Consider the following 20,678-nt stretch of genomic DNA (forward strand, 5'->3'; position numbering starts at 1 on the left):
AACGACCCGTGAAGGATGAAGCTGAGAGGCGCGCGAGCGCCCCGACCAATCCGTTCAGGCGATATGTTTGGGAGGCGGGGAATCCGTGTCGGGCACCACGCCGGCAATGGCGGGCAGGCGAGGTGGCTGGGGAGCGGCGACGAGCGCGGCCAGCATCTCGGCCTGCGCCGGCTGCGCGACCGTTACCGAGAAGCAGCCATGGCAATGATGACCGGCGAACGCCTTGTGATCGGCATGGCCGACGGTCCCATCGAGCACAGAGACGATCTCCGCCTTGCCGGAGGAGTTGGTCACATCGAGATCGTGCACGCCGTGCAGCAGACCCGACAGCAGGTAGATGGTAGCGACGAGCACAGCTAGCAGCCCGCGCAGATGGCGCGGGCGAAGCATCCCGAAGGGCCGGCAGATCGCGGACACGATGTCACTCTCGTTGCGGGTCGTGTCCCGCCTAGCACGCCCGCGGGAACAGTGTCGACCCGCAACATTGTTACGTCCCGGGAATAAACGCCGCAGTGACGACAGCCTGTTGCGATTGGTTCTCACGTGCGGAATTTATGAGAAGCTGCGCGTCGGGCCGGTGTGATGGGATCGTGCGTCGGCCGCTGCCATTGGCTCCGGAACGTTGCAGCCATCGTCGGCAGCGACCGTCACCGCGACGTGGCAGCTCGCTTCCATCGCCCGTTCCAGCCATTTGATGGCTTCATCGATCCATTGATCGTGGTGCTCGGGATCGGCGAGCGCCTTTTCCCGGAATGCGTTCGCCTGGTTCAGGCACGCCGTTCTGCGATCCACGCGGCTCTCCCTCTCCTGGAGGTTCCGCCCCGGCCCGCATCTTTGATGATCATTAGATCGGCGTCGTTAACATACGACAGCGAATGCAGTGCAAAACGGAAGGCCCCAGCTCCCGGCGAAGACCGGGCTGGGGCCTTTGTGCTCACAATCTATGTTTCCCTTGGACTTGTGCAGATAACCCGCATCTCGATGGTTCGTTCCCATCTGACAGTACCACTTAGGAACATTCTGTTGGCCTCTTCATTAGCGCCGCGGAGCATTTGAGGAGGACGGGCTTATGGACGGATTGATCTATCTCATCGGCTTGATCGTCGTGATCATGGCGATCCTGTCGTTCTTCGGCCTGCGCTGAGAACGCCGCGATGACTATCGAAGCTCTCGTGCAGGAGGAAGTCCTGGAAGGTGGGATGCCGGCCGCTGAAAGGCGCTCGGCGGTCCAGTGGAGTTCGGTGCTGGCAGGTGCGTTCGCTGCCGGTGCACTGTCGTTCATCCTGGTCGGCTTTGGCGTCGCCATCGGGCTCGGCGTCAGCTCGACCTCGCCGACATGGCGCGATGCGTCATCGGCGCTGGCGCTACTGTCGGGACTATATCTGATCCTTCAGGCGATCGTCAGCTTCGGTTTTGGCGGCTACATCGCCGGGCGGATCGCGCGGCCTGCGCCTGCGCTCGTAACGATCGAGGATGACGGCGAGCGGTGGGACGGGTTGCACGGACTGACGTCATGGGCTGTCGCGGTGCTGATCGGTGCGGCACTGCTTACGGTCCTCGGTGCGTCGGCGATCGAGCGCTCGCCGGTGCGTAGTTCGGCAAGCAACGCGACAGCCGCCGAACCCCTGTTGAGCTACGAGCTCGACAAGCTGTTCCGCGCGCCACGGCGGCCGCCGAACACCGATATGAGGGAGGCCCGCGCCGAAGCCGGTCGCATCCTCATGACGTCATCTAGCCATAGCGGCGTCAGCAGTGATGACCGAACCTATCTCGCGCAACAGACGGCCGCGTTGACGGGCCTCTCGCCCGCTGATTCCGAGCGGCGCGTCGATGCCGTGATCGCGGAGGCCCAGACGGCGATCAACCACGCGCGGCGGAACTCGATCATCGTCGCGTTCTGCATCGCCGCGGCGACCCTGATCGGAGCCGTTGTCGCCTGGGCGGCGGCGGTCGCCGGAGGACGCCACCGCGACGGTGAGCCCTTGCCGCACTGGATGGCGAGCTCAAACCGCTTCCACCGCGGCCGCCGCGCGATGCCGATGCCGTAGCCGGGCGGCTTGCGGCGGACCATGAAGATTGCAACGGGCGCGCCGAAAGGCAGCCCGTTGCGGCGCGACCGTCAGCGTGGGGTGAACTGGGCAAGATCGTGGATGCCCATCTTCTGCTCGAGGCCTGCGACGCGGGCTGCCATCTTCTCGAACCCGTCCTCCCCGAACAGCTGGTGCTCCTTTTTCTCGAACTCTTCCGCCATTGCATCGTACTCGTTCGACGAAACAACGTCCTTCAGCTTCGGAAAGAGATCGGTGTCCTCGCGCGCCGCATGCGGCCGGTACATCGTGATGAACGATTGCATCGCCGTCACGAGCTGCCTGCGATCGTCGGTATTGCTGCGGCCTGAAGGCGCCAGCTTGATGATCGTCTCGGTGACGTTCCGGCCGGCTTGATGCTGCCTCAGCAGCGTGTCGACCAGGTCGACCATCTGTCCGGCTTTCCAGATCGCGCAAGCAGGGAGCGGGCCGCACGGCGCGCAAATTTTACCGGGCGACGCCGCTGGGCAAGAAGGGGCTCGCTCTGGCGAAGGCACGGCTTCTTGAATTCACTGGCGAAGCCATGAAGGATTAGCTTGTTCGTCCCACTTGTTTATCGAAAACAGATAAGTGATTGGAGCCCCCGGGCCTTTGCAGCAGCGCGTAGAGGGAAGTATGGCCGAGGCGGCGTCACCGCAGGAGCGAACTGGAGCCTCATTGGCCGGCAGAGGGACCGCACTGGAAGTCCTTCTCGTGTTTCTCCGGCTTGGTCTCACGAGCTTCGGCGGCCCGATCGCCCATATCGGTTATTTCCGAGACGCGTTCGTCGTTCGACGCAAATGGATCGATGAACACGCCTATGCCGATCTCGTGGGGCTCTGTCAGTTCTTGCCGGGGCCGGCCAGCAGTCAGGTCGGATTTTCCATCGGGCTGATGCGCGCCGGTTATCTCGGCGGGCTTGCTGCCTGGACCGGATTCACGTTGCCGTCGGCGATCGTGCTGGTGCTGTTCGCCTATGGCGCATCCGCGCTGGGCGGCCCGGCCGGCGCGGGATTGCTGCACGGTCTCAGGCTGGTCGCGGTGGCGATCGTGGCGCAGGCGATATGGGGGATGGCGCGCACGCTGTGTCCGGACCGCCAGCGTGCTTCGATTGCCGTTGCTGCAACCTTGATCATCCTGTTCAGCAGCGCCTCGATCGCGCAGATCGGCGCGATCGCGCTTGGCGGCCTCGCCGGCCTGTGGCTTTGCCGAGATGTTCCCGCAACTCCGTCGGGGCATGTCGAAATGCCGGTGTCGCGAACCGCCGGAATCCTCGCCCTCATGGTCTTTTTCGCCCTGCTGACCGGGCTGCCGCTGCTGCGCGGTCTGACGTCATCCTCTGGTGTTGCCCTGTTCGAGGCCTTCTACCGCTCCGGCGCGCTGGTGTTCGGCGGCGGGCATGTGGTGTTGCCGCTGCTGCGCGAGGCGTTCGTGACACCCGGCTGGATCGGTGACGATGCATTTCTCGCTGGCTACGGTGCGGCGCAGGCGGTGCCGGGTCCGCTCTTCACCTTCGCCGCCTATCTCGGGAGCGTCGTCAAGACGACGCCGAACGGCATGGCCGGTGCGGTGCTCGGTCTCGTCGGCATCTTCCTTCCCGGCGTCCTGGTGCTCGTCGGGGCCTTGCCGTTCTGGGATGGTTTCCGCAGGCGAGCCGGCGCTCAGGCCGTGATGCGCGGCGTCAATGCCGCCGTGGTCGGATTGCTCGGAGCGGCGCTGTACAATCCGGTCTGGACGTCGTCCGTGAAGGCGCCCGGCGATTTCGGGATAGCTCTGGTCGGCTTCGTGCTTCTGACGGCCTGGCGCGCGCCGCCGCTTGCAGTCGTCGCGTTCAGCGCGCTGGCCGGGATCGCCCAGGCTTTGGTGTAGCCGGGGCGCAGGCATTGGCGCGGGGCGACCCTAGGCCCGCTCTTCCCAGATCATCGCCAGATGCACGATGGTCTGGACGGCCTTTTCCATGTCCTGCCGGCTGACCCATTCCAGGCGTGAGTGAAACGCGTGCTCGCCGGCGAAGATGTTGGGGCAGGGCAGGCCCATGAAGGAGAGACGCGAGCCGTCGGTGCCGCCGCGGATCGCGGTGCGCATCGGACGCAGCCCGGCGCGGCGGATCGCTTCGATGGCGTATTCGAGGATGTGCGGGTGACGGTCGATCACCTGCTTCATGTTGCGATACTGCTCGCGCACCTCGAACCTGTAGGTCGACCGCGGATAGTCCTTCATCACGTCCTTGACGATGCCCTCGAGCAACGTCTCCTTCTCCTTCAGGCCTTCCTCGGTGAAGTCGCGCACGATGAAGGACAGCGTCGCCTGCTCCAGCGCGCCCGAGATGCCGATCGGATGCAGAAAGCCCTGCTTGCCCGAAGTGGTCTCGGGCGAGCAGCCTTCCTTGGGCAGGCGTTCGACGATGGCCGCTGCGATCTTGATCGCGTGCTCCATCTTGCCCTTGGCGTAACCGGGATGGGCAGAGACGCCGGTGATGGTGATGGTGGCGCCGTCGGCCGAGAACGTCTCGTCCTCGACGCTGCCGGCGCTCTCGCCATCCATGGTGTAGCCGAAATCGGCGCCAAGCTTCTTCAGGTCGACATTGTCGACGCCGCGGCCGATCTCTTCATCGGGCGTGAACAGGATCTTGATGGTTCCGTGCTTCACGTCGGGATTGTTGATGAAGAAATGCGCGGCATCCATGATCTCGGCAACGCCGGCCTTGTTGTCGGCGCCGAGCAGCGTCGTGCCGTCGGTGGTGACGATGTCATTGCCGATCTGGTTCTTGAGCGCCGGATGCTCGGCGAAGCGGATCACCTGGGTGGGATCGGCCGACAGCGTGATGTCACCGCCGCGATAATTCTTCACGAGCTGTGGCTTGACGTCCTTGCCCGAGCAGTCGGGCGAGGTGTCCATGTGCGAGCAGAAACAGATCACCGGCACCTTCTTGTCGGTGTTGGACGGGATCGTCGCGTAGACATAGCCGTAGTCGTCCAGATGAGCATCTTCCACGCCCATGGCCTTGAGCTCTGTGACGAGCACGCGCCCGAGATCCTTTTGCTTCTCGGTCGAGGGCGAGGTGGGAGATTCGGGATCGGACTGGGTGTCGATGGTGACGTAGCGCAGGAAGCGCTCAGTCACGGTATGGGTAAAGGTGAGGGACATTTCTTCTCGTAACCGCCGGGTCGGGGTGAGGGGGCGGTATACCAGAAAAAGCGTCATTCCGGGGGACCGCATCGCCGCACAAGGAGGCGTGATCAGGCTTAACGAAGCGTAAGCGGGAGCAGGCTTCAGCCAGTTCCCTGAACGGACCGACAGCGGCTTCCGGCGCCGGAATGTGCCGCCTCCGGGCGGCAGACGATTCGGGACCTGAGGGGCCAGTGATCTGGCTGGATTTCGGCGAAGTCTCGCAGAAACACCCGATGTTTACGGGAGTGGCGCAACGTCCTTGACTTCACCAGATCGCACCTTTAAGTCCCCCCTCGTTCCGCATGGCTTTGCCCAGCACGCGGGAGTAGCTCAGTTGGTTAGAGCGCCGGCCTGTCACGCCGGAGGTCGCGGGTTCGAGCCCCGTCTCTCGCGCCATTGAATCAATGGCTTAGCTCAAAATTCTCTCAAATCACCGCAAACGAAAAGCCGCCCGGAGGCGGCCTTGGCGTGTGTCCGAAATGGTCCGTTTCGGCCTTAGCGGATTGCCGAGGTGCCTGAGCTGGTCACGGCCACGGGCTTGCCGGCCTTGATGACGTGGGTGGTCTGAGCAGTCTGGCTGAGATCGACACTGGTTCGCGCCGCGATTCCGAAGGCAGCCACGGCGATGCCGGCCACCAGCGCCACCACCACGATCTTCAGGTGCGTCGCACGATCAGCAGAGTGAATGGAGTGGTTCATCTGAGCCTCCCGACGGGCTTTCCCGCCCGTCTGTTGGCTCGTCTTCTAAGGACGATCTGTTTCCGGATGGTTTCGCGACGTCGGCAAAATGGTTTCATCTGCCGGGCGGCTTGGTTTCGCCAGGAGGGCCGTTTCAACCCGCCGCTCGGGGGCACTAGCGCCGAAGCCGGCCTCGGCGCGTCGCGGGCGTGCTTGGAAGTCGTCTAAGAGCTGTTCTAAGAGGCATTCAATTAGGTCTTCCGCACGCGCTCGCTTAAGCGTCGCCGCAACGCATGTCGTCATTCGCACTGACGACATGGAACAATAAGCGTTGCAGGTTGGGGTGGTGCGTTGAACTGTCTTGGAATGCTGCGGTCGGCGGGACTTGCGACCGCGTCCGCCTTGGTGCTGTTGCCGCAAGTTTCGGTCGCTCAATCCTCGGGAGCCTCGTCGCAGAGCGGCGCGCAGGCTTTGCCGCCGGTCACCGTGGCTTCGCCTGAGCCTCGCCGCCGCGCGGCGGCCGCGGCGCCGCGTCGAACGCCGCGCGCAGCGCAGAGCACGAGCGAGGGAAAGCCGCAGCCTGAGCGTAATGTCGGATTCGTCGAGACGCCGCGCGGCCCGGTCCACGGCTATGTCGCTGGCCGCAGTTCGTCCGGCACCAAGACCAACACGCCGATCATGGAGACGCCGCAATCGGTATCGGTCATCGGCGCCGAGCAGATCCGCGACCAGAAGCCGAACAAGCTGGACGAGGTGCTGCGCTATTCGGCGGGCGTGCGCGCCGGCACCTTTGGTGCCGATACCCGCAACGATTGGTGGCTGATCCGGGGCTTTAAATCGGACGACGTCGGCCTGTTCCTCGATGGGATGCAACTCTTCTACACGTCCTATGCAAGCTGGAAGCTGCAAACGCCGAACATGGAGCGCGTCGAGGTGCTGCGCGGCCCGTCCGCGGTGCTCTATGGCGGCTCGAGCCCGAGCGGCATCGTCAACGTCATCAGCAAGATGCCGCCCGCCGAGCCGATCCGCTACATCGAGACCGGCATCAACAATTTCGGCAACGCCTATGTCGGCTTCGATGTCGGCGGTCCCGTCGCGACGCAGCCGCAGGACGGCAAGCTGTTCTACCGCGTCGTCGGCCAGGTCCAGAACGGCGGCACGCAGGTCGACTTCACGCCTGACAACAATTACTTCATCGCGCCGTCGGTCACCTGGAAACCGGATGCCGACACGACGTTCACCGTCCTGGCGTCGGCATCCAGGCAGGATACCCGCGGCATCAACTTCCTGCCCTATCAGGGCACGGTGACCAATGCACCATTCGGCCGCATCCCGACGAGCACGTTCCTCGGCGATCCCAGCGTCGACAAGTTCACGCGCGAGCAGGAGATGCTCGGCTATCAGTTCGAGCGCAATCTCACCGACAGCCTGACGTTCCGTCAGAATGCGCGTTTCGCACATGTCGACGTGACGTATCGCGGCCTCGTCGCCAACGGCTATTCCAATGCCACGACGGGCGACATCGCGCGCTACAATTGGTATGCGAAGGACACGGCCAACCAGGCCAATCTCGACAATCAGCTGGAGTATCGTTTCGACACCGGCCTGTTGAAGCACACGATGCTGTTCGGCGTCGATCTGCGGGGCTACCAGATCGACGACTATCAGCAGTTCCAGTTCGGCACCACGCCGTCGCTCAACATCTTCAACCCAGTCTACGGCCTCAACGTGCCATTCACGACCGGACCGTTCCGCAACTACCTGATCACCCAGAAGCAGGCCGGCACCTATCTTCAGGACCAGGTCAAGCTCGGCAACTTCACGCTGGTGGTGAGCGGCCGCAACGATTGGGTCGAGACCACCCAGGCCGCTCGCGACACCGGTGCCACCGTCGCCAGTCGCGATGACAGCAGGTTCAGCGGGCGCGCGGGCCTGATCTACAATTTCGACAACGGTCTTGCGCCCTACGTCTCCTATGCGACGAGCTACAACCCGGTCATTGGCCTGAACGCCAGCAATCAGTTGCTCCTGCCGGAAACTGGCAAGCAGGTTGAGGTCGGTCTGAAGGTGCAGCCAAAATGGTTCGATGGCTACTTCACCGTCTCGGCCTTCGATCTGAAGCGCCAGAATGCGCTGACCACCGATCCGTCGAACGTGCTGTTGCAGAACCAGACCGGCGAGGTCACCTCGCGCGGCATCGAGCTCGAGGCGGTTGCCAATGTCACGAAGGAGCTGAAGCTGATCGGCGCCTTCACGAGCTATCATCTCTTCACCAGCAAGGACCTGAACTCGTCGCTGATCGGCAAGACGCCGACCAACACGCCTGAGCTCCTGGCCTCGGGCTGGGCCGATTACACATTCAAGGAGGGACCGCTGGCGGGCTTCGGCTTCGGCGGGGGCGTGCGTTACGTCGGCTCGTCCTGGGCCGATACCGCCAATACGCTCGAGGTTCCGGCCGTCGTGCTCGGCGATCTCGCGCTTCACTACGAATGGCAGAACTGGCGCACCGCGTTGAACGTGATCAACGTGACCGACAAGACCTACGTCGCGAGCTGCGCGGCGGCCACCGCCTGCTTCTATGGCGATCGCCGGCGCGTCACCGCCAGCGTGTCCTACAAATGGTGAGGGCAGGCGAGGGACACGCGTTGTGAAGGCGCGCACCGTCAGGCTCTGGTCTGGGGTCCACACCTGGACCAGCCTGATCTCGACCGCGTTCCTGCTTCTGCTCTGCCTGACCGGCCTGCCGTTGATCTTCCATCATGAGATCGACGAGCTTCTGGGCTATGCCCCCCAGCCCGAAGCTCATGCGGGCGCGGCGCCTGCGACGTCCCAAGCGGTCGCCGACGCCGCGCTCGCCGCCGATCCCGGCCGGGTGCTGCAATATGTCTCCTGGGACAAGGACGAGCCCGGGATCGTGTTCGCATTCACCAACAATGCGCCGGATGGGCCGCCGGACAATGCCACCGTGCGCGCCTTTGATGCGGTCTCGGCCAGACTGCTCGGACCTGTCGGCGTCGGTCCGATGCTGATCGTGCTCAAGCTGCACACCGACATGTTCGCCGGCCAGGCCGGAAAACTGTTTCTCGGTGCGATGGGACTGGTGTTCGCGGTCGCCGTCATCTCCGGCGTGGTGCTCTACTGGCCATTCACTCGCCGCCTGCGCTTTGCGACCATCCGCTACCCCGCCGCGCGCCGCGTGGTCTGGCTCGACTGGCACAATCTGATCGGCGTGGTCACGGTGGTCTGGGCTCTGGTCGTCGGGCTGACCGGCGTGATCAACACCTGGGCCGAGCTGATGCTCGACCAGTGGAAGGCGACCGAGCTCGCCAGCATGGTCGCGCCCTATGCCGGAAAGCCGCCGCCGGTGCATCTGGCCTCGCTGGACGGCGTCGTCGCCCGCGCCAGGGCGGCAGCGCCCGGCATGGACATCGCTTTCATTGCCTTCCCGGGCACCCCGTTTACATCATCGCACCATTTCGCGGCGTTCATGCGCGGCGATACCGCCCTCACGGCGCGCCTGCTGAAGCCTGTGCTGCTGGACGGGGAGACCGGGGAGGTCGCCGACAGCTGGGCGCTGCCGGTCTACCTGCAGGCGCTCCTGATTTCGCAACCGCTGCATTTCGGCAACTATGGCGGTATGCCGCTAAAGGTGATCTGGGCTGCGCTCGACGTGCTCACGATGATCGTGATCGGCAGCGGTCTCTACCTTTGGCTGGCACGGCGGCGGAAGCGGAGGCCTGCCCGGTCCGATGCATTCGCCAAACGAGCCCCGGTTCCGTCATGATGTGTGCCTCGCTCCCTCGCTCGCGCACGTGGATACAGGTCTTCGGCGCGCCGATTTTGATCGCCGCTGCGACCTCGATCGGCCTGCTCGCGGCGCTGCTGTGGGGTGAGATCGGCAAATATGTCGCCTGGGTGACGGTTGGCCTTCCCGTGCTCGTCATTCCCTGGGCCTGGCTGCGTCGCAGCAGGAAAGCAAAAGCGTCCTAAGCCTTGAGACGCGCCGGCATGCTCCGCGTGGAGCATCCGGCAACGGGCGGAAAGACCGGCAGGGATGCCCTTGCTGGAGCGGCCGTTCTGCTCCATACCAGCCGCGGGGCGATTCCGGGATTTCCACTGTTCTGGGGGCGGCAAAGGGCCTAAAAACAGCGCGTCTTGCACCCTTTGGTGCACTGCGCTAAGGCTCAGAATAATTCCAAATCGGGACGAATCCGCGAGCCACCCGAGGCTTGCGGGAAAAAGGGCTCGCCAATGAGCGGCATTCTGCAGAACTATCTTCCACTTGTGGTCTTTATAGGGGTAGCGGGCCTGATTGGCCTCGTGCTGCTGATCGCCCCCTTCATCGTGGCCTTCCAGCAGCCGGATCCGGAAAAGCTGTCGGCGTATGAGTGCGGTTTCAACGCCTTCGACGACGCCCGGATGAAGTTCGATGTCCGCTTCTACCTGGTCGCCATCCTCTTCATCATCTTCGACCTCGAGGTGGCGTTCTTGTTCCCCTGGGCGGTGGCGTTCGGAAAGCTTGGAGCTACCGGCTTCTGGTCCATGGTGGTGTTCCTCGCCGTGCTGACGGTGGGGTTTGCCTATGAATGGAAGAAAGGGGCACTGGAATGGGATTGAACCCTGCCGCATCGTCCACGGGTACGGTTCTCGCGCCGGCCCCGAAGGGCATCCTGGATCCCTCGACCGGAAAGCCGGTCGGGGCCAACGATCCGTTCTTCCTCGAGGTCAATCACGAGCTGTCCGACAAGGGCTTCTTCGTGGCTGCCACTGACGACCTCATCACCTGGGCACGCACCGGCTCGTTGATGTGGATGACCTTCGGTCTCGCCTGCTGCGCGGTCGAGATGATGCAGGTCTCGATGCCGCGCTACGACGTCGAGCGCTTCGGCTTCGCGCCGCGTGCCTCGCCGCGCCAGTCCGACGTGATGATCGTCGCAGGCACCCTGACCAACAAGATGGCCCCGGCGCTGCGCAAGGTCTACGACCAGATGCCTGAGCCGCGTTACGTCATCTCGATGGGCTCCTGCGCCAATGGCGGCGGCTATTATCACTATTCCTACTCGGTCGTGCGCGGCTGCGACCGCATCGTGCCGATCGACATCTACGTGCCGGGCTGCCCGCCCACGGCGGAAGCACTGCTCTACGGCGTGCTGCTGCTGCAAAAGAAGATCCGGCGCACCGGCACCATCGAACGCTAAGGTTTTACGTCATGGACGACGGCAAGCTCGACGCCCTTGGGCAAACGATCGTTAGCGCGCTTCCGGGCGCCGCCACCGGTCATTCGGTGGCCTTCAACCAGCTCACGGTGGATGTTGAGGCTGCCAAGATCGTCGAGGTGGTCAAGTACCTCCGCGACGATCCGAATTGCCGCTTCGTCAATTTCACCGACGTGACGGCGGTGGATTATCCGTCGCGCGAGAAGCGTTTCGACGTCGTCTATCACCTGATGTCGCCGACGCTGAACACGCGGATCCGGCTCAAGGCTCAGGCCGACGAAACCACCCAGGTGCCGTCGTTGATCGAGGTGTTTCCCGGCGCCGACTGGTTCGAGCGCGAGACCTATGACCTTTATGGCGTGATCTTCGTCGGCCATCCCGACATGCGCCGCATCCTCACCGACTACGGTTTCGAGGGGCATCCGCTGCGCAAGGACTTTCCGCTCACCGGCTTCGTCGAGGTCCGCTACGACGACCAGGAGAAGCGGGTCGTGTATGAGCCGGTCCGGCTCAACCAGGAATTCCGCAAGTTTGATTTCCTCTCGCCGTGGGAAGGGGCCGACTATCCGCTGCCCGGCGATGAGAAGGCGGGGCCGAAGGTCTGATCATGAACGAACAACCCGAACAGCTTCGCAACTTTACGATCAATTTCGGTCCGCAGCATCCTGCGGCGCACGGCGTGTTGCGCCTGGTGCTGGAGCTTGACGGCGAAGTCGTTGCGCGCGTCGATCCGCATATCGGGCTCTTGCACCGCGGCACGGAAAAGCTGATCGAGCAGAAGACCTACCTGCAGGCGATTCCTTATTTCGATCGCCTCGACTACGTCGCGCCGATGAACCAGGAGCACGCTTTCTGCCTGGCGGCTGAAAAGCTGCTCGGCATCGAGGTGCCGCGGCGCGGCCAGTTGATCCGCGTGCTCTATTGCGAGATCGGCCGCATCCTCTCGCATCTTCTCAACGTCACCACGCAGGCGATGGACGTCGGCGCGCTGACCCCGCCGCTGTGGGGCTTCGAAGAGCGCGAGAAGCTGATGGTGTTCTACGAGCGCGCCTCGGGCAGCCGTATGCACGCAGCCTTCTTCCGCGTCGGCGGCGTGCACCAGGACCTGCCGCCCAAGTTGATCAATGACATCGAGGCGTGGTGCGATCCGTTCCTGAAAGTCGTCGAAGACCTCGACCGCCTGCTCACCGCCAACCGCATCTTCAAGCAGCGTAACGTCGACATCGGCGTGGTGCCGCTGAAGGAGGCCTGGGAGTGGGGTTTCTCGGGCGTGATGGTGCGCGGCTCCGGCGCGGCCTGGGATCTGCGCAAGTCGCAGCCCTATGAGTGCTACGCCGAGATGGAATTCGACATTCCGATCGGCAAGAACGGCGACTGCTACGACCGCTACCTGATCCGGATGGAAGAGATGCGCCAGTCGGTGCGCATCATGAAGCAGTGCATCGAGAAGCTGAAGGCGCCGGACGGGCAGGGGCCGGTCGCGGTCGAGGACAACAAGGTCTTCCCGCCACGGCGCGGCGAGATGAAGCGTTCGATGGAAGCGCTCATCCATCACTTCAAGCTCTACACCGAAGGCGTCCACGTGCCGGCCGGCGAGGTCTATGCCTCGGTCGAGGCGCCGAAGGGCGAGTTCGGCGTCTATCTGGTCTCCGACGGCTCCAACAAGCCCTACAAGTGCAAGATCCGCGCGCCGGGCTTTGCCCATCTGCAGGCCATGGACCACATCTGCAGGGGCCATCTGCTCGCCGACGTCTCGGCCATCCTCGGCTCGCTCGACATCGTGTTCGGAGAGGTCGATCGGTGATGGCGCAGGCGCCAATCCAGTTTGACCGCGCCTCGGGGGCCCTTGAAGGGGCTAACCTGTGGGAGCGGACGGCTGCCTTGGCGCTGGTGACGGGATCGAAGATCTCCTCGCACTTTTCGCACATGGGCTACATCGCCTGCGCCAATCTGCTGCGCAAAACGCTGCCCGCGCGCAACATCGCGATCAAGCTCAACGCGGACGCGGTGTTCGAATTCCCTTACGGCGACGGCTACTGGAGCAAGCTGCTCAACCGCTCCTACAATTACGAGGACGAGCTGGAGCTCTTGTTCGCGGACTCCGTCGACGTCGATTACACGCTGCTCGATTGCGGCGCGAACTATGGCTACTGGTCGGTGTTGGTATCGAGCAAGCCGTTCGGCGCGCACAAGGCGATCGCGATCGAGCCGTCGGGGCAGAACTACCCGAAGCTCGCGAACAACGCGCGCGTCAACGGCGATCGTTTCGAGACCATGAAATGCGCGATCGGTGCCCAGCGCGGCACCGCGCGGCTCTCCGGCACCAAGCACGAGGCGTTCAGCATCGCCGGCGCCCCCTCGGCAGGCGGTGAGGAAGTACCGGTGATCGCGCTCGACAATCTGCTCGACGACGGCAAGGTCGAAGCGAGCGGCAAATATCTGATCAAGCTCGATGTCGAAGGCGTCGAGATCGAGGCCATCAAGGGCGGCAAGCGACTTCTTGAAGGCGACAGCGTGATCATGTGCGAGGAGCACGGCAGCGATCGCAGCCACGCTGTGTCGCGCTACATCCTTGAACATACCCCGCTGAAGCTGATCGTCTACGATCCCAGCACCCATCGCATGGAGACAGTGACCGAGCTTTCGATCCTCGATCGCATCAAGGTCTCCACCCATGTCGGCTACAACGTTTTCGGCACCGCAAGCGCATTCTGGCAGGACAGGATCGATGCCCTGAATGCGAAGGCCGCGCGCCGTATCCAGTGAGAGATTGAAGAGATGTCCGTTCGCCGCCTAGCGCCCAAGGAAGTCCAGCCCGCGAGCTTTGCGTTCACGGACGAGAACCTCGCGTTTGCGAAGCAGCAGATCGCCAAATACCCGGCCGGGCGTCAGGCGTCGGCCGTGATCGCGATCCTGTGGCGCGCGCAGGAGCAGAACGATGGCTGGGTGTCGGAAGCCGCGATCCGCGTGATCGCCGACATGCTCGACATGCCCTACATCCGCGTGTTGGAAGTCGCGACCTTCTACACGATGTTCCAGCTCGCGCCCGTCGGCAAGAAGGCCCACGTTCAGGTCTGCGGCACCACGCCGTGCCGGCTGCGTGGCGCAGAAGACTTGATCCACGTTTGCGAGAGCCGCATCCACCACGAGCCCTTCCACCTCTCCAAGGATGGCAATTTCAGCTGGGAAGAGGTCGAGTGCCTCGGAGCCTGCGTGAACGCACCGATGGTCCTGATCGGCAAGGACACCTACGAGGACCTGACCAAGGAAAGCTTCGGCAAGGTGCTCGACGGCTTTGCCTCGGGCAGTCCGCCCAAGCCGGGCCCGCAGAACGGGCGACAGTTCTCGGCCCCGATCACCGGACCAACCACGCTGAAGGAGACCACCTGATGCGTGATCTCCCCGCAACTGGAGGGAGCGAGGCCGTGAAGAAATGGGGCTTCGTTGCCATGCACGCCGCGGTCGCGGCGGCCTTCATGTTCCTGCTGCAGCGCTTCATGACGAATGCGTCGCAGGAGACCAGCCTGCTCTGGGCGCTGACCTTTGCCGTCTGCGCCGCCGGACTTGCCTACAAGCAGTCCAATCGTTGATCGGAAAGCACTGATATGCTCGAGGACAAGGACCGCATCTTCAAGAACCTCTACGGCCTCCATGACTGGGGGCTCGAGGGGGCGCGGCGCCGCGGCGCCTGGGATGGCACCAAGGCCATCATCGACAAGGGCCGCGACTGGATCATCAACGAGATGAAGGCTTCGGGGCTGCGCGGCCGCGGCGGCGCCGGCTTCCCGACCGGCCTGAAATGGTCCTTCATGCCGAAGGAATCGACCGACGGCCGTCCGAGCTATCTCGTCGTCAATGCCGACGAGTCCGAGCCCGGCACCTGCAAGGACCGCGAGATCATGCGTCATGATCCGCATCTCCTGATCGAGGGCTGCCTGATCGCGAGCTGCGCGATGAATGCGCATGCCTGCTACATCTATGTCCGCGGCGAGTTCATCCGCGAGCGCGAACACCTCCAGGCCGCGATCGACCAGGCCTACGAGGCCAAGCTGGTCGGCAAGGACAACGTCAATGGCTGGCCGTTCGACATCTACGTCGCGCACGGCGCCGGCGCCTATATCTGCGGCGAGGAGACTGCGCTGCTGGAGAGTCTCGAGGGCAAGAAGGGCCAGCCGCGCCTGAAGCCGCCGTTCCCGGCGAATGTCGGCCTGTTCGGCTGTCCGACCACCGTCAACAACGTCGAGTCGATCGCGGTTGCGCCTGATATCCTGCGGCGTGGCGCAGCCTGGTTCGCCGGAATCGGCCGTCCCAACAACGTCGGCACGAAACTCTTCTGCATCTCCGGCCATGTCGAGCGGCCCTGCAACGTCGAAGAGGCCATGGGCATTCCGTTCCGTGAGCTGATCGACAAGCATTGCGGCGGCATCCGCGGCGGCTGGGATAACCTCAAGGCCGTGATCCCCGGCGGCTCCTCGGTGCGCATGGTGCCGGCCGAGCAGATCATCGACACGCCGATGGATTTCGACAGCCTGAGCAAGCTGCGCTCGGGCCTCGGCACCGCGGCCGTGATCGTGATGGACAAGTCGACCGACCTGATCCGCGCGATCGCCCGCATCTCCTATTTCTACAAGCATGAGAGCTGCGGCCAGTGCACGCCGTGTCGCGAGGGCACGGGCTGGATGTGGCGCGTCTTGACCCGCATGGCCGAGGGCCGCGCCCACAAGCGCGAGATCGACATGCTGCTGGAAGTCACCAAGCAGGTCGAGGGCCACACCATCTGCGCGCTCGGCGACGCAGCCGCCTGGCCGATCCAGGGCCTGATCGCGCATTTCCGTCATGAGATCGAAGCGCGCATCGACCAGTATTCGCACAAGGCCGACATCGACGATGCCGGCGTCCGCGATCCCGTGAACATGGTCGCGGCGGAGTAGGAAGAATGACAAAGCTCATCATCGACGGCAAAGAGATCGATGTCCCGCCGGAGTACACGCTGCTCCAGGCGTGCGAGGCCGCCGGCGCCGAAATTCCGCGCTTCTGCTATCACGAGCGGCTGTCGATCGCCGGCAATTGCCGGATGTGCCTCGTTGAGGTGAAGGGTGGCCCGAAGCCGGTCGCAAGCTGCGCCTGGGGCGTCCGTGACTGCCGTCCGGGCCCGAAGGGCGAGCCGCCGGAGATCTCGACGCGTTCGCCGATGGTGAAGAAGGCGCGCGAAGGCGTGATGGAATTCCTTCTCATCAACCATCCGCTGGACTGCCCGATCTGCGACCAGGGTGGCGAGTGCGACCTTCAGGACCAGGCGATGGGCTATGGCGTTGACACCAGCCGCTTCGCCGAGAACAAGCGCGCCGTCGAGGACAAGTATCTCGGCGCGCTGGTCAAGACGTCGATGAACCGCTGCATCCAATGCACCCGCTGCGTCCGTTTCTCTGCGGAAGTCGCGGGGGCCCCCGAGATGGGTGCCACGGGTCGCGGCGAGGACATGGAGATCACGACCTATCTCGAGCACGCACTGACGTCCGAGCTTCAGGGCAATCTCGTCGACATCTGCCCGGTCGGCGCGCTGACCTCGAAGCCGTACGCTTTCGCCGCGCGCCCCTGGGAGCTCGGCAAGACCCAGTCGGTCGACGTCATGGACGGCGTCGGCTCGGCGATCCGCGTCGACACGCGTGGCCGCGAGGTCATGCGCGTGCTGCCGCGCGTCAATGAGGCCGTGAACGAGGAATGGATTTCCGACAAGACGCGTCACGTCGTCGATGGCCTGCGCACCCAGCGGCTCGACCGGCCCTATATCCGCGAGGCCGACAAGCTGCGCCCGGCTTCGTGGACCGAAGCCTTCGCTGCGATCGCCGCCAAGGCAGGCCGTACCGACGGCAAGCGGATCGGCGCGATCGCAGGTGATCTCGCTGGTGTCGAGGAGATGTTCGCGCTGAAGGATCTGCTGGCCAAGTTCGGCTCAGGCAATCTGGCGGTGCAGGGCGGCGACGCCTTCGATCCCGCACTCGGTCGCGGCTCCTATATCTTCAATCCGACGCTCGTCGGGATCGAGCAGGCTGACGCGTTGCTGATCATTGGCGCCAATCCGCGCAAGGAAGCGGCTGTGTTCAACGCCCGCATTCGCAAGCGCTGGCGCGCCGGGGGCTTCAAGATCGGCCTGATCGGCACCAAGGCCGACCTGACCTACGACTACGATCATCTCGGAGCGGGTACGGAGACGCTCGCCGATCTCGCCGCCGGCAAGCACTCCTTCGCCGACGTCCTGAAGAACGCCAAGCATCCGGTCATCCTGGTCGGCGCCGGCGCGACTTCGCGCCACGACGGCGCGGCGATCCTCGCGCAGGCGGCCAAGCTGGCGCTCGATATCGGCGCGCTGAAGGACGGCTGGAACGGCTTTGGCGTCCTTCACGAGACGGCCTCGCGCGTCGGTGCGCTGGATATCGGCTTTGCGGCGGGTGGCGGCGGCCTGAACGCCGCGCAGATGTCGACGTTCGGCACGCTGGACCTGTTGTTCCTGCTCGGGGCCGACGAGATCAAGGCGCCGGACGGCACCTTCGTCGTCTATATCGGCACCCATGGCGACCGCGGCGCGCACCGCGCCGACGTTATCCTGCCGGCCGCGGCCTATACCGAGAAGTCGGCCATCTACGTCAACACCGAAGGGCGTGTGCAGATGACGGGCCGCGCTGCGTTCCCGCCGGGTGAGGCCCGCGAGGACTGGGCGATCATCCGTGCGCTGTCGGAAGCGCTCGGCAAGAAGCTCGGTTATGACTCGCTGGCGGCCCTGCGCCAGGCGGTCTTCAAGGCGGTGCCGCATCTGATCCGCCTGGATCAGATCGAGGCGGGCACAGCCGACCAGGTCAAGGCCCTCACAGGCAAGGGCGGCACGCCGGAGAAGGCGCCGTTCAAGCCCCTGATCGAGGACTTTTACCTCACCAACCCAATCGCGCGTGCGTCCGCCGTGATGGCGGAATGCTCGCGGCTTGCCTCCGGGCAGATGCTGACCGCAGCGGAGTAAGCGTGATCTGATGGAATTCTTCGAAAGCGCATTCTGGACCGGATTCCTCTGGCCGCTGATCATCATGGTCGCGGAGAGCGTTTTAGTGCTCGTCGTCCTGCTGGTCGCGATCGCCTATATCCTGCTCGCCGACCGCAAGATCTGGGCTGCGGTGCAGATCCGCCGCGGTCCGAACGTAGTCGGCCCCTGGGGTCTGTTCCAGTCCTTCGCCGACCTGTTGAAGTTCGTGCTGAAGGAGCCGATCATTCCGGCCGGCGCCAACAAGGGTGTCTTCCTGCTGGCTCCCCTGGTCTCCTGCGTGCTCGCGCTCGCGGCCTGGGCGGTGATCCCGACCAATCTCGGCTGGGTGATCTCCGACATCAATGTCGGCATCCTTTTCATCTTCGCGATTTCGTCGCTGTCGATCTACGGCATCATCATGGCCGGCTGGTCGTCTAACTCGAAGTACCCGTTCCTGGCGGCGCTGCGCTCGGCCGCGCAGATGGTGTCCTATGAAGTCTCGATCGGCTTCGTCATCATCACCGTCCTGCTCTGCGCCGGCACGCTGAACCTCTCGGCCGTCGTCGAGGCGCAGCATGCACGCGGCCTTGCAAGCCTGATCGGCCTGCCGCAGCTCACCATCCTGAACTGGTATGTGTGGCCGCTGTTCCCGATGTTCGTCGTGTTCTACGTCTCGGCGCTGGCGGAAACCAACCGTCCGCCGTTCGACCTCGTCGAGGCCGAGTCCGAGCTGGTCGCCGGCTTCATGGTCGAGTACGGCTCGACGCCGTATCTGCTGTTCATGCTCGGCGAGTATGTCGCGATCGTCACGATGTGTGCGATGGCGACGATCCTGTTCCTGGGAGGCTGGCTGCCGCCGGTCGATCTACCGCCTTTCAACTGGGTGCCGGGGATCATCTGGTTCTCGCTCAAGCTGTTCTTCATGTTCTTCCTGTTCGCGATGGCGAAGGCGATCGTGCCGCGCTACCGCTACGATCAACTGATGCGTCTCGGCTGGAAGGTGTTCCTGCCGCTGTCGCTGGCGATGGTGATCGTGGTGGCCGGCGTGCTGCAGTTTGCCGGCATCGCGCCGAAGTGAGGTCCGCCATGGGTATCAACATCAACGCCACCGCGCGCTCGCTTCTGCTGTCGGAATTCGTATCGGCGTTCTTCCTCGCCATGCGTTACTTCTTCCAGCCGAAGCCGACGCTGAACTATCCCTTCGAGAAGGGCCCGATCTCGCCGCGCTTCCGCGGCGAGCATGCTCTGCGCCGCTATCCCAACGGCGAGGAACGCTGCATCGCCTGCAAGCTGTGCGAAGCGGTCTGCCCGGCGCAGGCCATCACCATCGAGGCCGGCCCGCGCCGCAACGACGGCACCCGCCGCACCGTGCGCTACGATATCGACATGGTGAAGTGCATCTATTGCGGCCTCTGCCAGGAGGCCTGCCCGGTCGACGCCATCGTCGAAGGCCCGAACTTCGAGTTCGCGACCGAGACCCGCGAGGAACTGTTCTATGACAAGGCCAAGCTGCTCGCCAATGGCGATCGCTGGGAACGCGAGATCGCGAAAGCGATCGAGCTCGACGCGCCGTACCGGTGAGGTGAGGGCATGATCCTTCCCGCGCTGTTCTTCTATCTGTTCGCCGGCATCTGCGTCGCCTCGGCGGTGATGGTGATTGTCTCGCGCAATCCCGTGCACTCCGTGCTGTACCTGATCCTGGCCTTCGTCAACGCCTCCGGCCTCTTCGTGCTGATGGGCGCCGAGTTCCTGGCGATGATCCTGATCGTCGTCTATGTCGGCGCGGTCGCCGTGCTGTTCCTGTTCGTGATCATGATGCTCGACGTCGACTTCCTCGAGCTGCGCGAGGGCTTCATCGAGTACCTGCCGGTTGGCCTCGTGATCGGCGGCATCTTCATGTTCGAGCTGCTGCTGGTCGTCGGCGCCTGGGTGATCAATCCGACCGTGGCCAAGACGATCACGGCGGCCATCCCGACCAACGTCTCCAACACCGAGGCGCTCGGGCTCGTGCTCTATACGAAGTACATCCATTACTTCCAGCTCGCCGGCATGGTGCTGCTGGTCGCGATGATCGGCGCCATCGTGCTGACGCTGCGCCACAAGGCGAGCGTCAAGCGGCAGGACATCAATGTGCAGAACGCGCGCACGCCCGAGATGGCGATGGCGCTGCGCAAGGTGGCCTCGGGGCAGGGGCTTTCGGATACTGACGCGGCGGAGTGGGTGAAATGACGATCGGGCTCGGACACTATCTTGCCGTCGGCGCGATCCTGTTCACGCTCGGTATCCTCGGCATCTTCCTGAACCGCAAGAACATCATCGTCATCCTGATGTCGATCGAGCTGATCCTGCTTGCCGTCAACACCAACCTGGTGGCGTTCTCGACGTTCCTCGGCGACATCGTCGGCCAGGTCTTCGCGCTGCTGGTGCTGACGGTCGCGGCTGCGGAAGCCGCGATCGGTCTCGCCATCCTGGTGGTCTATTTCCGCAACCGCGGCTCGATCGCGGTTGAGGACGTCAATCTGATGAAGGGTTAAC

General features: G+C 64.0%; 23 protein-coding genes and 1 tRNA gene. 19 read left to right on the forward strand and 5 right to left on the reverse strand.

Annotated elements, in window-relative coordinates:
• Positions 1–54: 54 nt before the first annotated feature.
• Together ACV1FX_RS28105 and ACV1FX_RS28110 are read right to left on the reverse strand one after the other, a co-directional pair.
• A complete protein-coding gene (locus tag ACV1FX_RS28105; protein ID WP_473120809.1) occupies positions 55–417 on the reverse strand; it encodes a hypothetical protein in 363 nt (120 codons plus the stop codon).
• A 135-nt stretch (positions 418–552) separates the two neighbouring features.
• Positions 553–792, reverse strand: coding sequence for a hypothetical protein (locus tag ACV1FX_RS28110; protein WP_473120810.1), 240 nt, complete (start codon positions 790–792; stop codon positions 553–555).
• A gap of 362 nt (positions 793–1,154) precedes the next feature.
• Between ACV1FX_RS28110 and ACV1FX_RS28115 the strand changes: the two genes are divergently transcribed.
• Positions 1,155–2,048, forward strand: coding sequence for a hypothetical protein (locus ACV1FX_RS28115; RefSeq protein ID WP_473120811.1), 894 nt, complete (start codon positions 1,155–1,157; stop codon positions 2,046–2,048).
• A gap of 71 nt (positions 2,049–2,119) precedes the next feature.
• On the opposite strand, the gene ACV1FX_RS28120 is transcribed toward ACV1FX_RS28115, so the two are convergent.
• Entirely contained in the window at positions 2,120–2,479 is a 360-nt protein-coding gene (locus tag ACV1FX_RS28120; RefSeq protein ID WP_473120812.1) for a hemerythrin domain-containing protein, read from the reverse strand.
• Positions 2,480–2,702: 223 nt separating this feature from the next.
• Here ACV1FX_RS28120 and chrA point away from each other — a divergent pair, with 223 nt between their 5' ends.
• Positions 2,703–3,935: a chromate efflux transporter gene (gene chrA, locus ACV1FX_RS28125; RefSeq protein WP_473120813.1), complete on the forward strand. Its 1,233-nt coding sequence runs from the start codon at positions 2,703–2,705 to the stop codon at positions 3,933–3,935.
• Between the two features lie 30 nt (positions 3,936–3,965).
• On the opposite strand, the gene pepT is transcribed toward chrA, so the two are convergent.
• A complete protein-coding gene (gene pepT / locus ACV1FX_RS28130) occupies positions 3,966–5,213 on the reverse strand; it encodes a peptidase T (protein ID WP_473120814.1) in 1,248 nt (415 codons plus the stop codon).
• A gap of 343 nt (positions 5,214–5,556) precedes the next feature.
• On the opposite strand from pepT, the gene ACV1FX_RS28135 reads away from it, so the two are divergent.
• Positions 5,557–5,633 (forward strand) — tRNA-Asp (locus ACV1FX_RS28135).
• A 99-nt stretch (positions 5,634–5,732) separates the two neighbouring features.
• Here ACV1FX_RS28135 and ACV1FX_RS28140 read toward each other — a convergent pair.
• Entirely contained in the window at positions 5,733–5,936 is a 204-nt protein-coding gene (locus tag ACV1FX_RS28140; protein ID WP_473120815.1) for a hypothetical protein, read from the reverse strand.
• Between the two features lie 345 nt (positions 5,937–6,281).
• On the opposite strand from ACV1FX_RS28140, the gene ACV1FX_RS28145 reads away from it, so the two are divergent.
• The 16 genes from ACV1FX_RS28145 (at position 6,282) to nuoK (ending at position 20,677) form a co-directional block, all read left to right on the forward strand.
• Entirely contained in the window at positions 6,282–8,540 is a 2,259-nt protein-coding gene (locus ACV1FX_RS28145; protein ID WP_473120816.1) for a TonB-dependent siderophore receptor, read from the forward strand.
• Between the two features lie 22 nt (positions 8,541–8,562).
• A complete protein-coding gene (locus ACV1FX_RS28150; RefSeq protein WP_473120817.1) occupies positions 8,563–9,699 on the forward strand; it encodes a PepSY-associated TM helix domain-containing protein in 1,137 nt (378 codons plus the stop codon).
• A gap of 56 nt (positions 9,700–9,755) precedes the next feature.
• Positions 9,756–9,905 (forward strand): hypothetical protein, encoded by a 150-nt coding sequence (locus ACV1FX_RS28155; protein WP_473120818.1) that lies wholly within the window; start codon positions 9,756–9,758, stop codon positions 9,903–9,905.
• Positions 9,906–10,166: 261 nt separating this feature from the next.
• Positions 10,167–10,532 (forward strand): NADH-quinone oxidoreductase subunit A, encoded by a 366-nt coding sequence (locus ACV1FX_RS28160; RefSeq protein WP_008136158.1) that lies wholly within the window; start codon positions 10,167–10,169, stop codon positions 10,530–10,532.
• Positions 10,529–11,113 (forward strand): NuoB/complex I 20 kDa subunit family protein, encoded by a 585-nt coding sequence (locus ACV1FX_RS28165; protein ID WP_473120864.1) that lies wholly within the window; start codon positions 10,529–10,531, stop codon positions 11,111–11,113. The genes ACV1FX_RS28160 and ACV1FX_RS28165 overlap by 4 nt, the downstream gene beginning before the upstream one ends.
• Positions 11,114–11,124: 11 nt before the next feature.
• The gene (locus ACV1FX_RS28170; RefSeq protein WP_473120819.1) at positions 11,125–11,736 is read left to right on the forward strand and encodes an NADH-quinone oxidoreductase subunit C; all 612 of its coding nucleotides are present in this window, start codon (positions 11,125–11,127) and stop codon (positions 11,734–11,736) included.
• Positions 11,737–11,738: 2 nt separating this feature from the next.
• On the forward strand, positions 11,739–12,935 hold the full coding sequence (locus ACV1FX_RS28175; protein WP_473120820.1) for an NADH-quinone oxidoreductase subunit D: 1,197 nt from the start codon (positions 11,739–11,741) through the stop codon (positions 12,933–12,935).
• Positions 12,935–13,897 (forward strand): FkbM family methyltransferase, encoded by a 963-nt coding sequence (locus tag ACV1FX_RS28180; protein WP_473120821.1) that lies wholly within the window; start codon positions 12,935–12,937, stop codon positions 13,895–13,897. Before ACV1FX_RS28175 ends, ACV1FX_RS28180 begins: the two co-directional genes overlap by 1 nt.
• Before the next feature lie 12 nt (positions 13,898–13,909).
• Complete coding sequence (nuoE, locus tag ACV1FX_RS28185; protein ID WP_473120822.1) at positions 13,910–14,521, forward strand: NADH-quinone oxidoreductase subunit NuoE; 612 nt, start codon at positions 13,910–13,912, stop codon at positions 14,519–14,521.
• A complete protein-coding gene (locus ACV1FX_RS28190; RefSeq protein ID WP_473120823.1) occupies positions 14,521–14,721 on the forward strand; it encodes a hypothetical protein in 201 nt (66 codons plus the stop codon). The genes nuoE and ACV1FX_RS28190 overlap by 1 nt, the downstream gene beginning before the upstream one ends.
• 15 nt (positions 14,722–14,736) lie before the next feature.
• Positions 14,737–16,062 (forward strand): NADH-quinone oxidoreductase subunit NuoF, encoded by a 1,326-nt coding sequence (gene nuoF, locus ACV1FX_RS28195; protein ID WP_473120824.1) that lies wholly within the window; start codon positions 14,737–14,739, stop codon positions 16,060–16,062.
• Positions 16,063–16,067: 5 nt separating this feature from the next.
• Positions 16,068–18,143 carry an NADH-quinone oxidoreductase subunit NuoG gene (nuoG, locus tag ACV1FX_RS28200; protein WP_473120825.1) on the forward strand — a complete coding sequence of 692 codons (2,076 nt, stop codon included), beginning with the start codon at positions 16,068–16,070 and terminating at the stop codon, positions 18,141–18,143.
• A 10-nt stretch (positions 18,144–18,153) separates the two neighbouring features.
• Entirely contained in the window at positions 18,154–19,221 is a 1,068-nt protein-coding gene (gene nuoH / locus ACV1FX_RS28205; RefSeq protein WP_473120826.1) for an NADH-quinone oxidoreductase subunit NuoH, read from the forward strand.
• A gap of 14 nt (positions 19,222–19,235) precedes the next feature.
• The gene (gene nuoI, locus ACV1FX_RS28210; protein WP_026232873.1) at positions 19,236–19,724 is read left to right on the forward strand and encodes an NADH-quinone oxidoreductase subunit NuoI; all 489 of its coding nucleotides are present in this window, start codon (positions 19,236–19,238) and stop codon (positions 19,722–19,724) included.
• Positions 19,725–19,733: 9 nt separating this feature from the next.
• A complete protein-coding gene (locus ACV1FX_RS28215) occupies positions 19,734–20,372 on the forward strand; it encodes an NADH-quinone oxidoreductase subunit J (RefSeq protein WP_473120827.1) in 639 nt (212 codons plus the stop codon).
• Positions 20,369–20,677 carry an NADH-quinone oxidoreductase subunit NuoK gene (nuoK, locus tag ACV1FX_RS28220; protein ID WP_284263458.1) on the forward strand — a complete coding sequence of 103 codons (309 nt, stop codon included), beginning with the start codon at positions 20,369–20,371 and terminating at the stop codon, positions 20,675–20,677. Before ACV1FX_RS28215 ends, nuoK begins: the two co-directional genes overlap by 4 nt.
• Position 20,678: the final 1 nt, after the last annotated feature.

The organism is Bradyrhizobium ingae (genome assembly GCF_055791185.1).

Coding starts and splice junctions, on each gene's coding strand:
- ACV1FX_RS28175 (WP_473120820.1), top strand. CDS start 11,739: ATGAACGAACAACCCGAACAGCTTCGCAACTTTACGATCAATTTCGGT.
- ACV1FX_RS28120 (WP_473120812.1), bottom strand. CDS start 2,479: ATGGTCGACCTGGTCGACACGCTGCTGAGGCAGCATCAAGCCGGCCGG.
- nuoF (WP_473120824.1), top strand. CDS start 14,737: ATGCTCGAGGACAAGGACCGCATCTTCAAGAACCTCTACGGCCTCCAT.
- nuoE (WP_473120822.1), top strand. CDS start 13,910: ATGTCCGTTCGCCGCCTAGCGCCCAAGGAAGTCCAGCCCGCGAGCTTT.
- ACV1FX_RS28170 (WP_473120819.1), top strand. CDS start 11,125: ATGGACGACGGCAAGCTCGACGCCCTTGGGCAAACGATCGTTAGCGCG.
- ACV1FX_RS28180 (WP_473120821.1), top strand. CDS start 12,935: ATGGCGCAGGCGCCAATCCAGTTTGACCGCGCCTCGGGGGCCCTTGAA.
- ACV1FX_RS28215 (WP_473120827.1), top strand. CDS start 19,734: ATGATCCTTCCCGCGCTGTTCTTCTATCTGTTCGCCGGCATCTGCGTC.
- nuoG (WP_473120825.1), top strand. CDS start 16,068: ATGACAAAGCTCATCATCGACGGCAAAGAGATCGATGTCCCGCCGGAG.
- ACV1FX_RS28145 (WP_473120816.1), top strand. CDS start 6,282: ATGCTGCGGTCGGCGGGACTTGCGACCGCGTCCGCCTTGGTGCTGTTG.
- nuoH (WP_473120826.1), top strand. CDS start 18,154: ATGGAATTCTTCGAAAGCGCATTCTGGACCGGATTCCTCTGGCCGCTG.
- nuoK (WP_284263458.1), top strand. CDS start 20,369: ATGACGATCGGGCTCGGACACTATCTTGCCGTCGGCGCGATCCTGTTC.
- ACV1FX_RS28190 (WP_473120823.1), top strand. CDS start 14,521: ATGCGTGATCTCCCCGCAACTGGAGGGAGCGAGGCCGTGAAGAAATGG.
- pepT (WP_473120814.1), bottom strand. CDS start 5,213: ATGTCCCTCACCTTTACCCATACCGTGACTGAGCGCTTCCTGCGCTAC.
- ACV1FX_RS28160 (WP_008136158.1), top strand. CDS start 10,167: ATGAGCGGCATTCTGCAGAACTATCTTCCACTTGTGGTCTTTATAGGG.
- chrA (WP_473120813.1), top strand. CDS start 2,703: ATGGCCGAGGCGGCGTCACCGCAGGAGCGAACTGGAGCCTCATTGGCC.
- ACV1FX_RS28115 (WP_473120811.1), top strand. CDS start 1,155: ATGACTATCGAAGCTCTCGTGCAGGAGGAAGTCCTGGAAGGTGGGATG.
- ACV1FX_RS28140 (WP_473120815.1), bottom strand. CDS start 5,936: ATGAACCACTCCATTCACTCTGCTGATCGTGCGACGCACCTGAAGATC.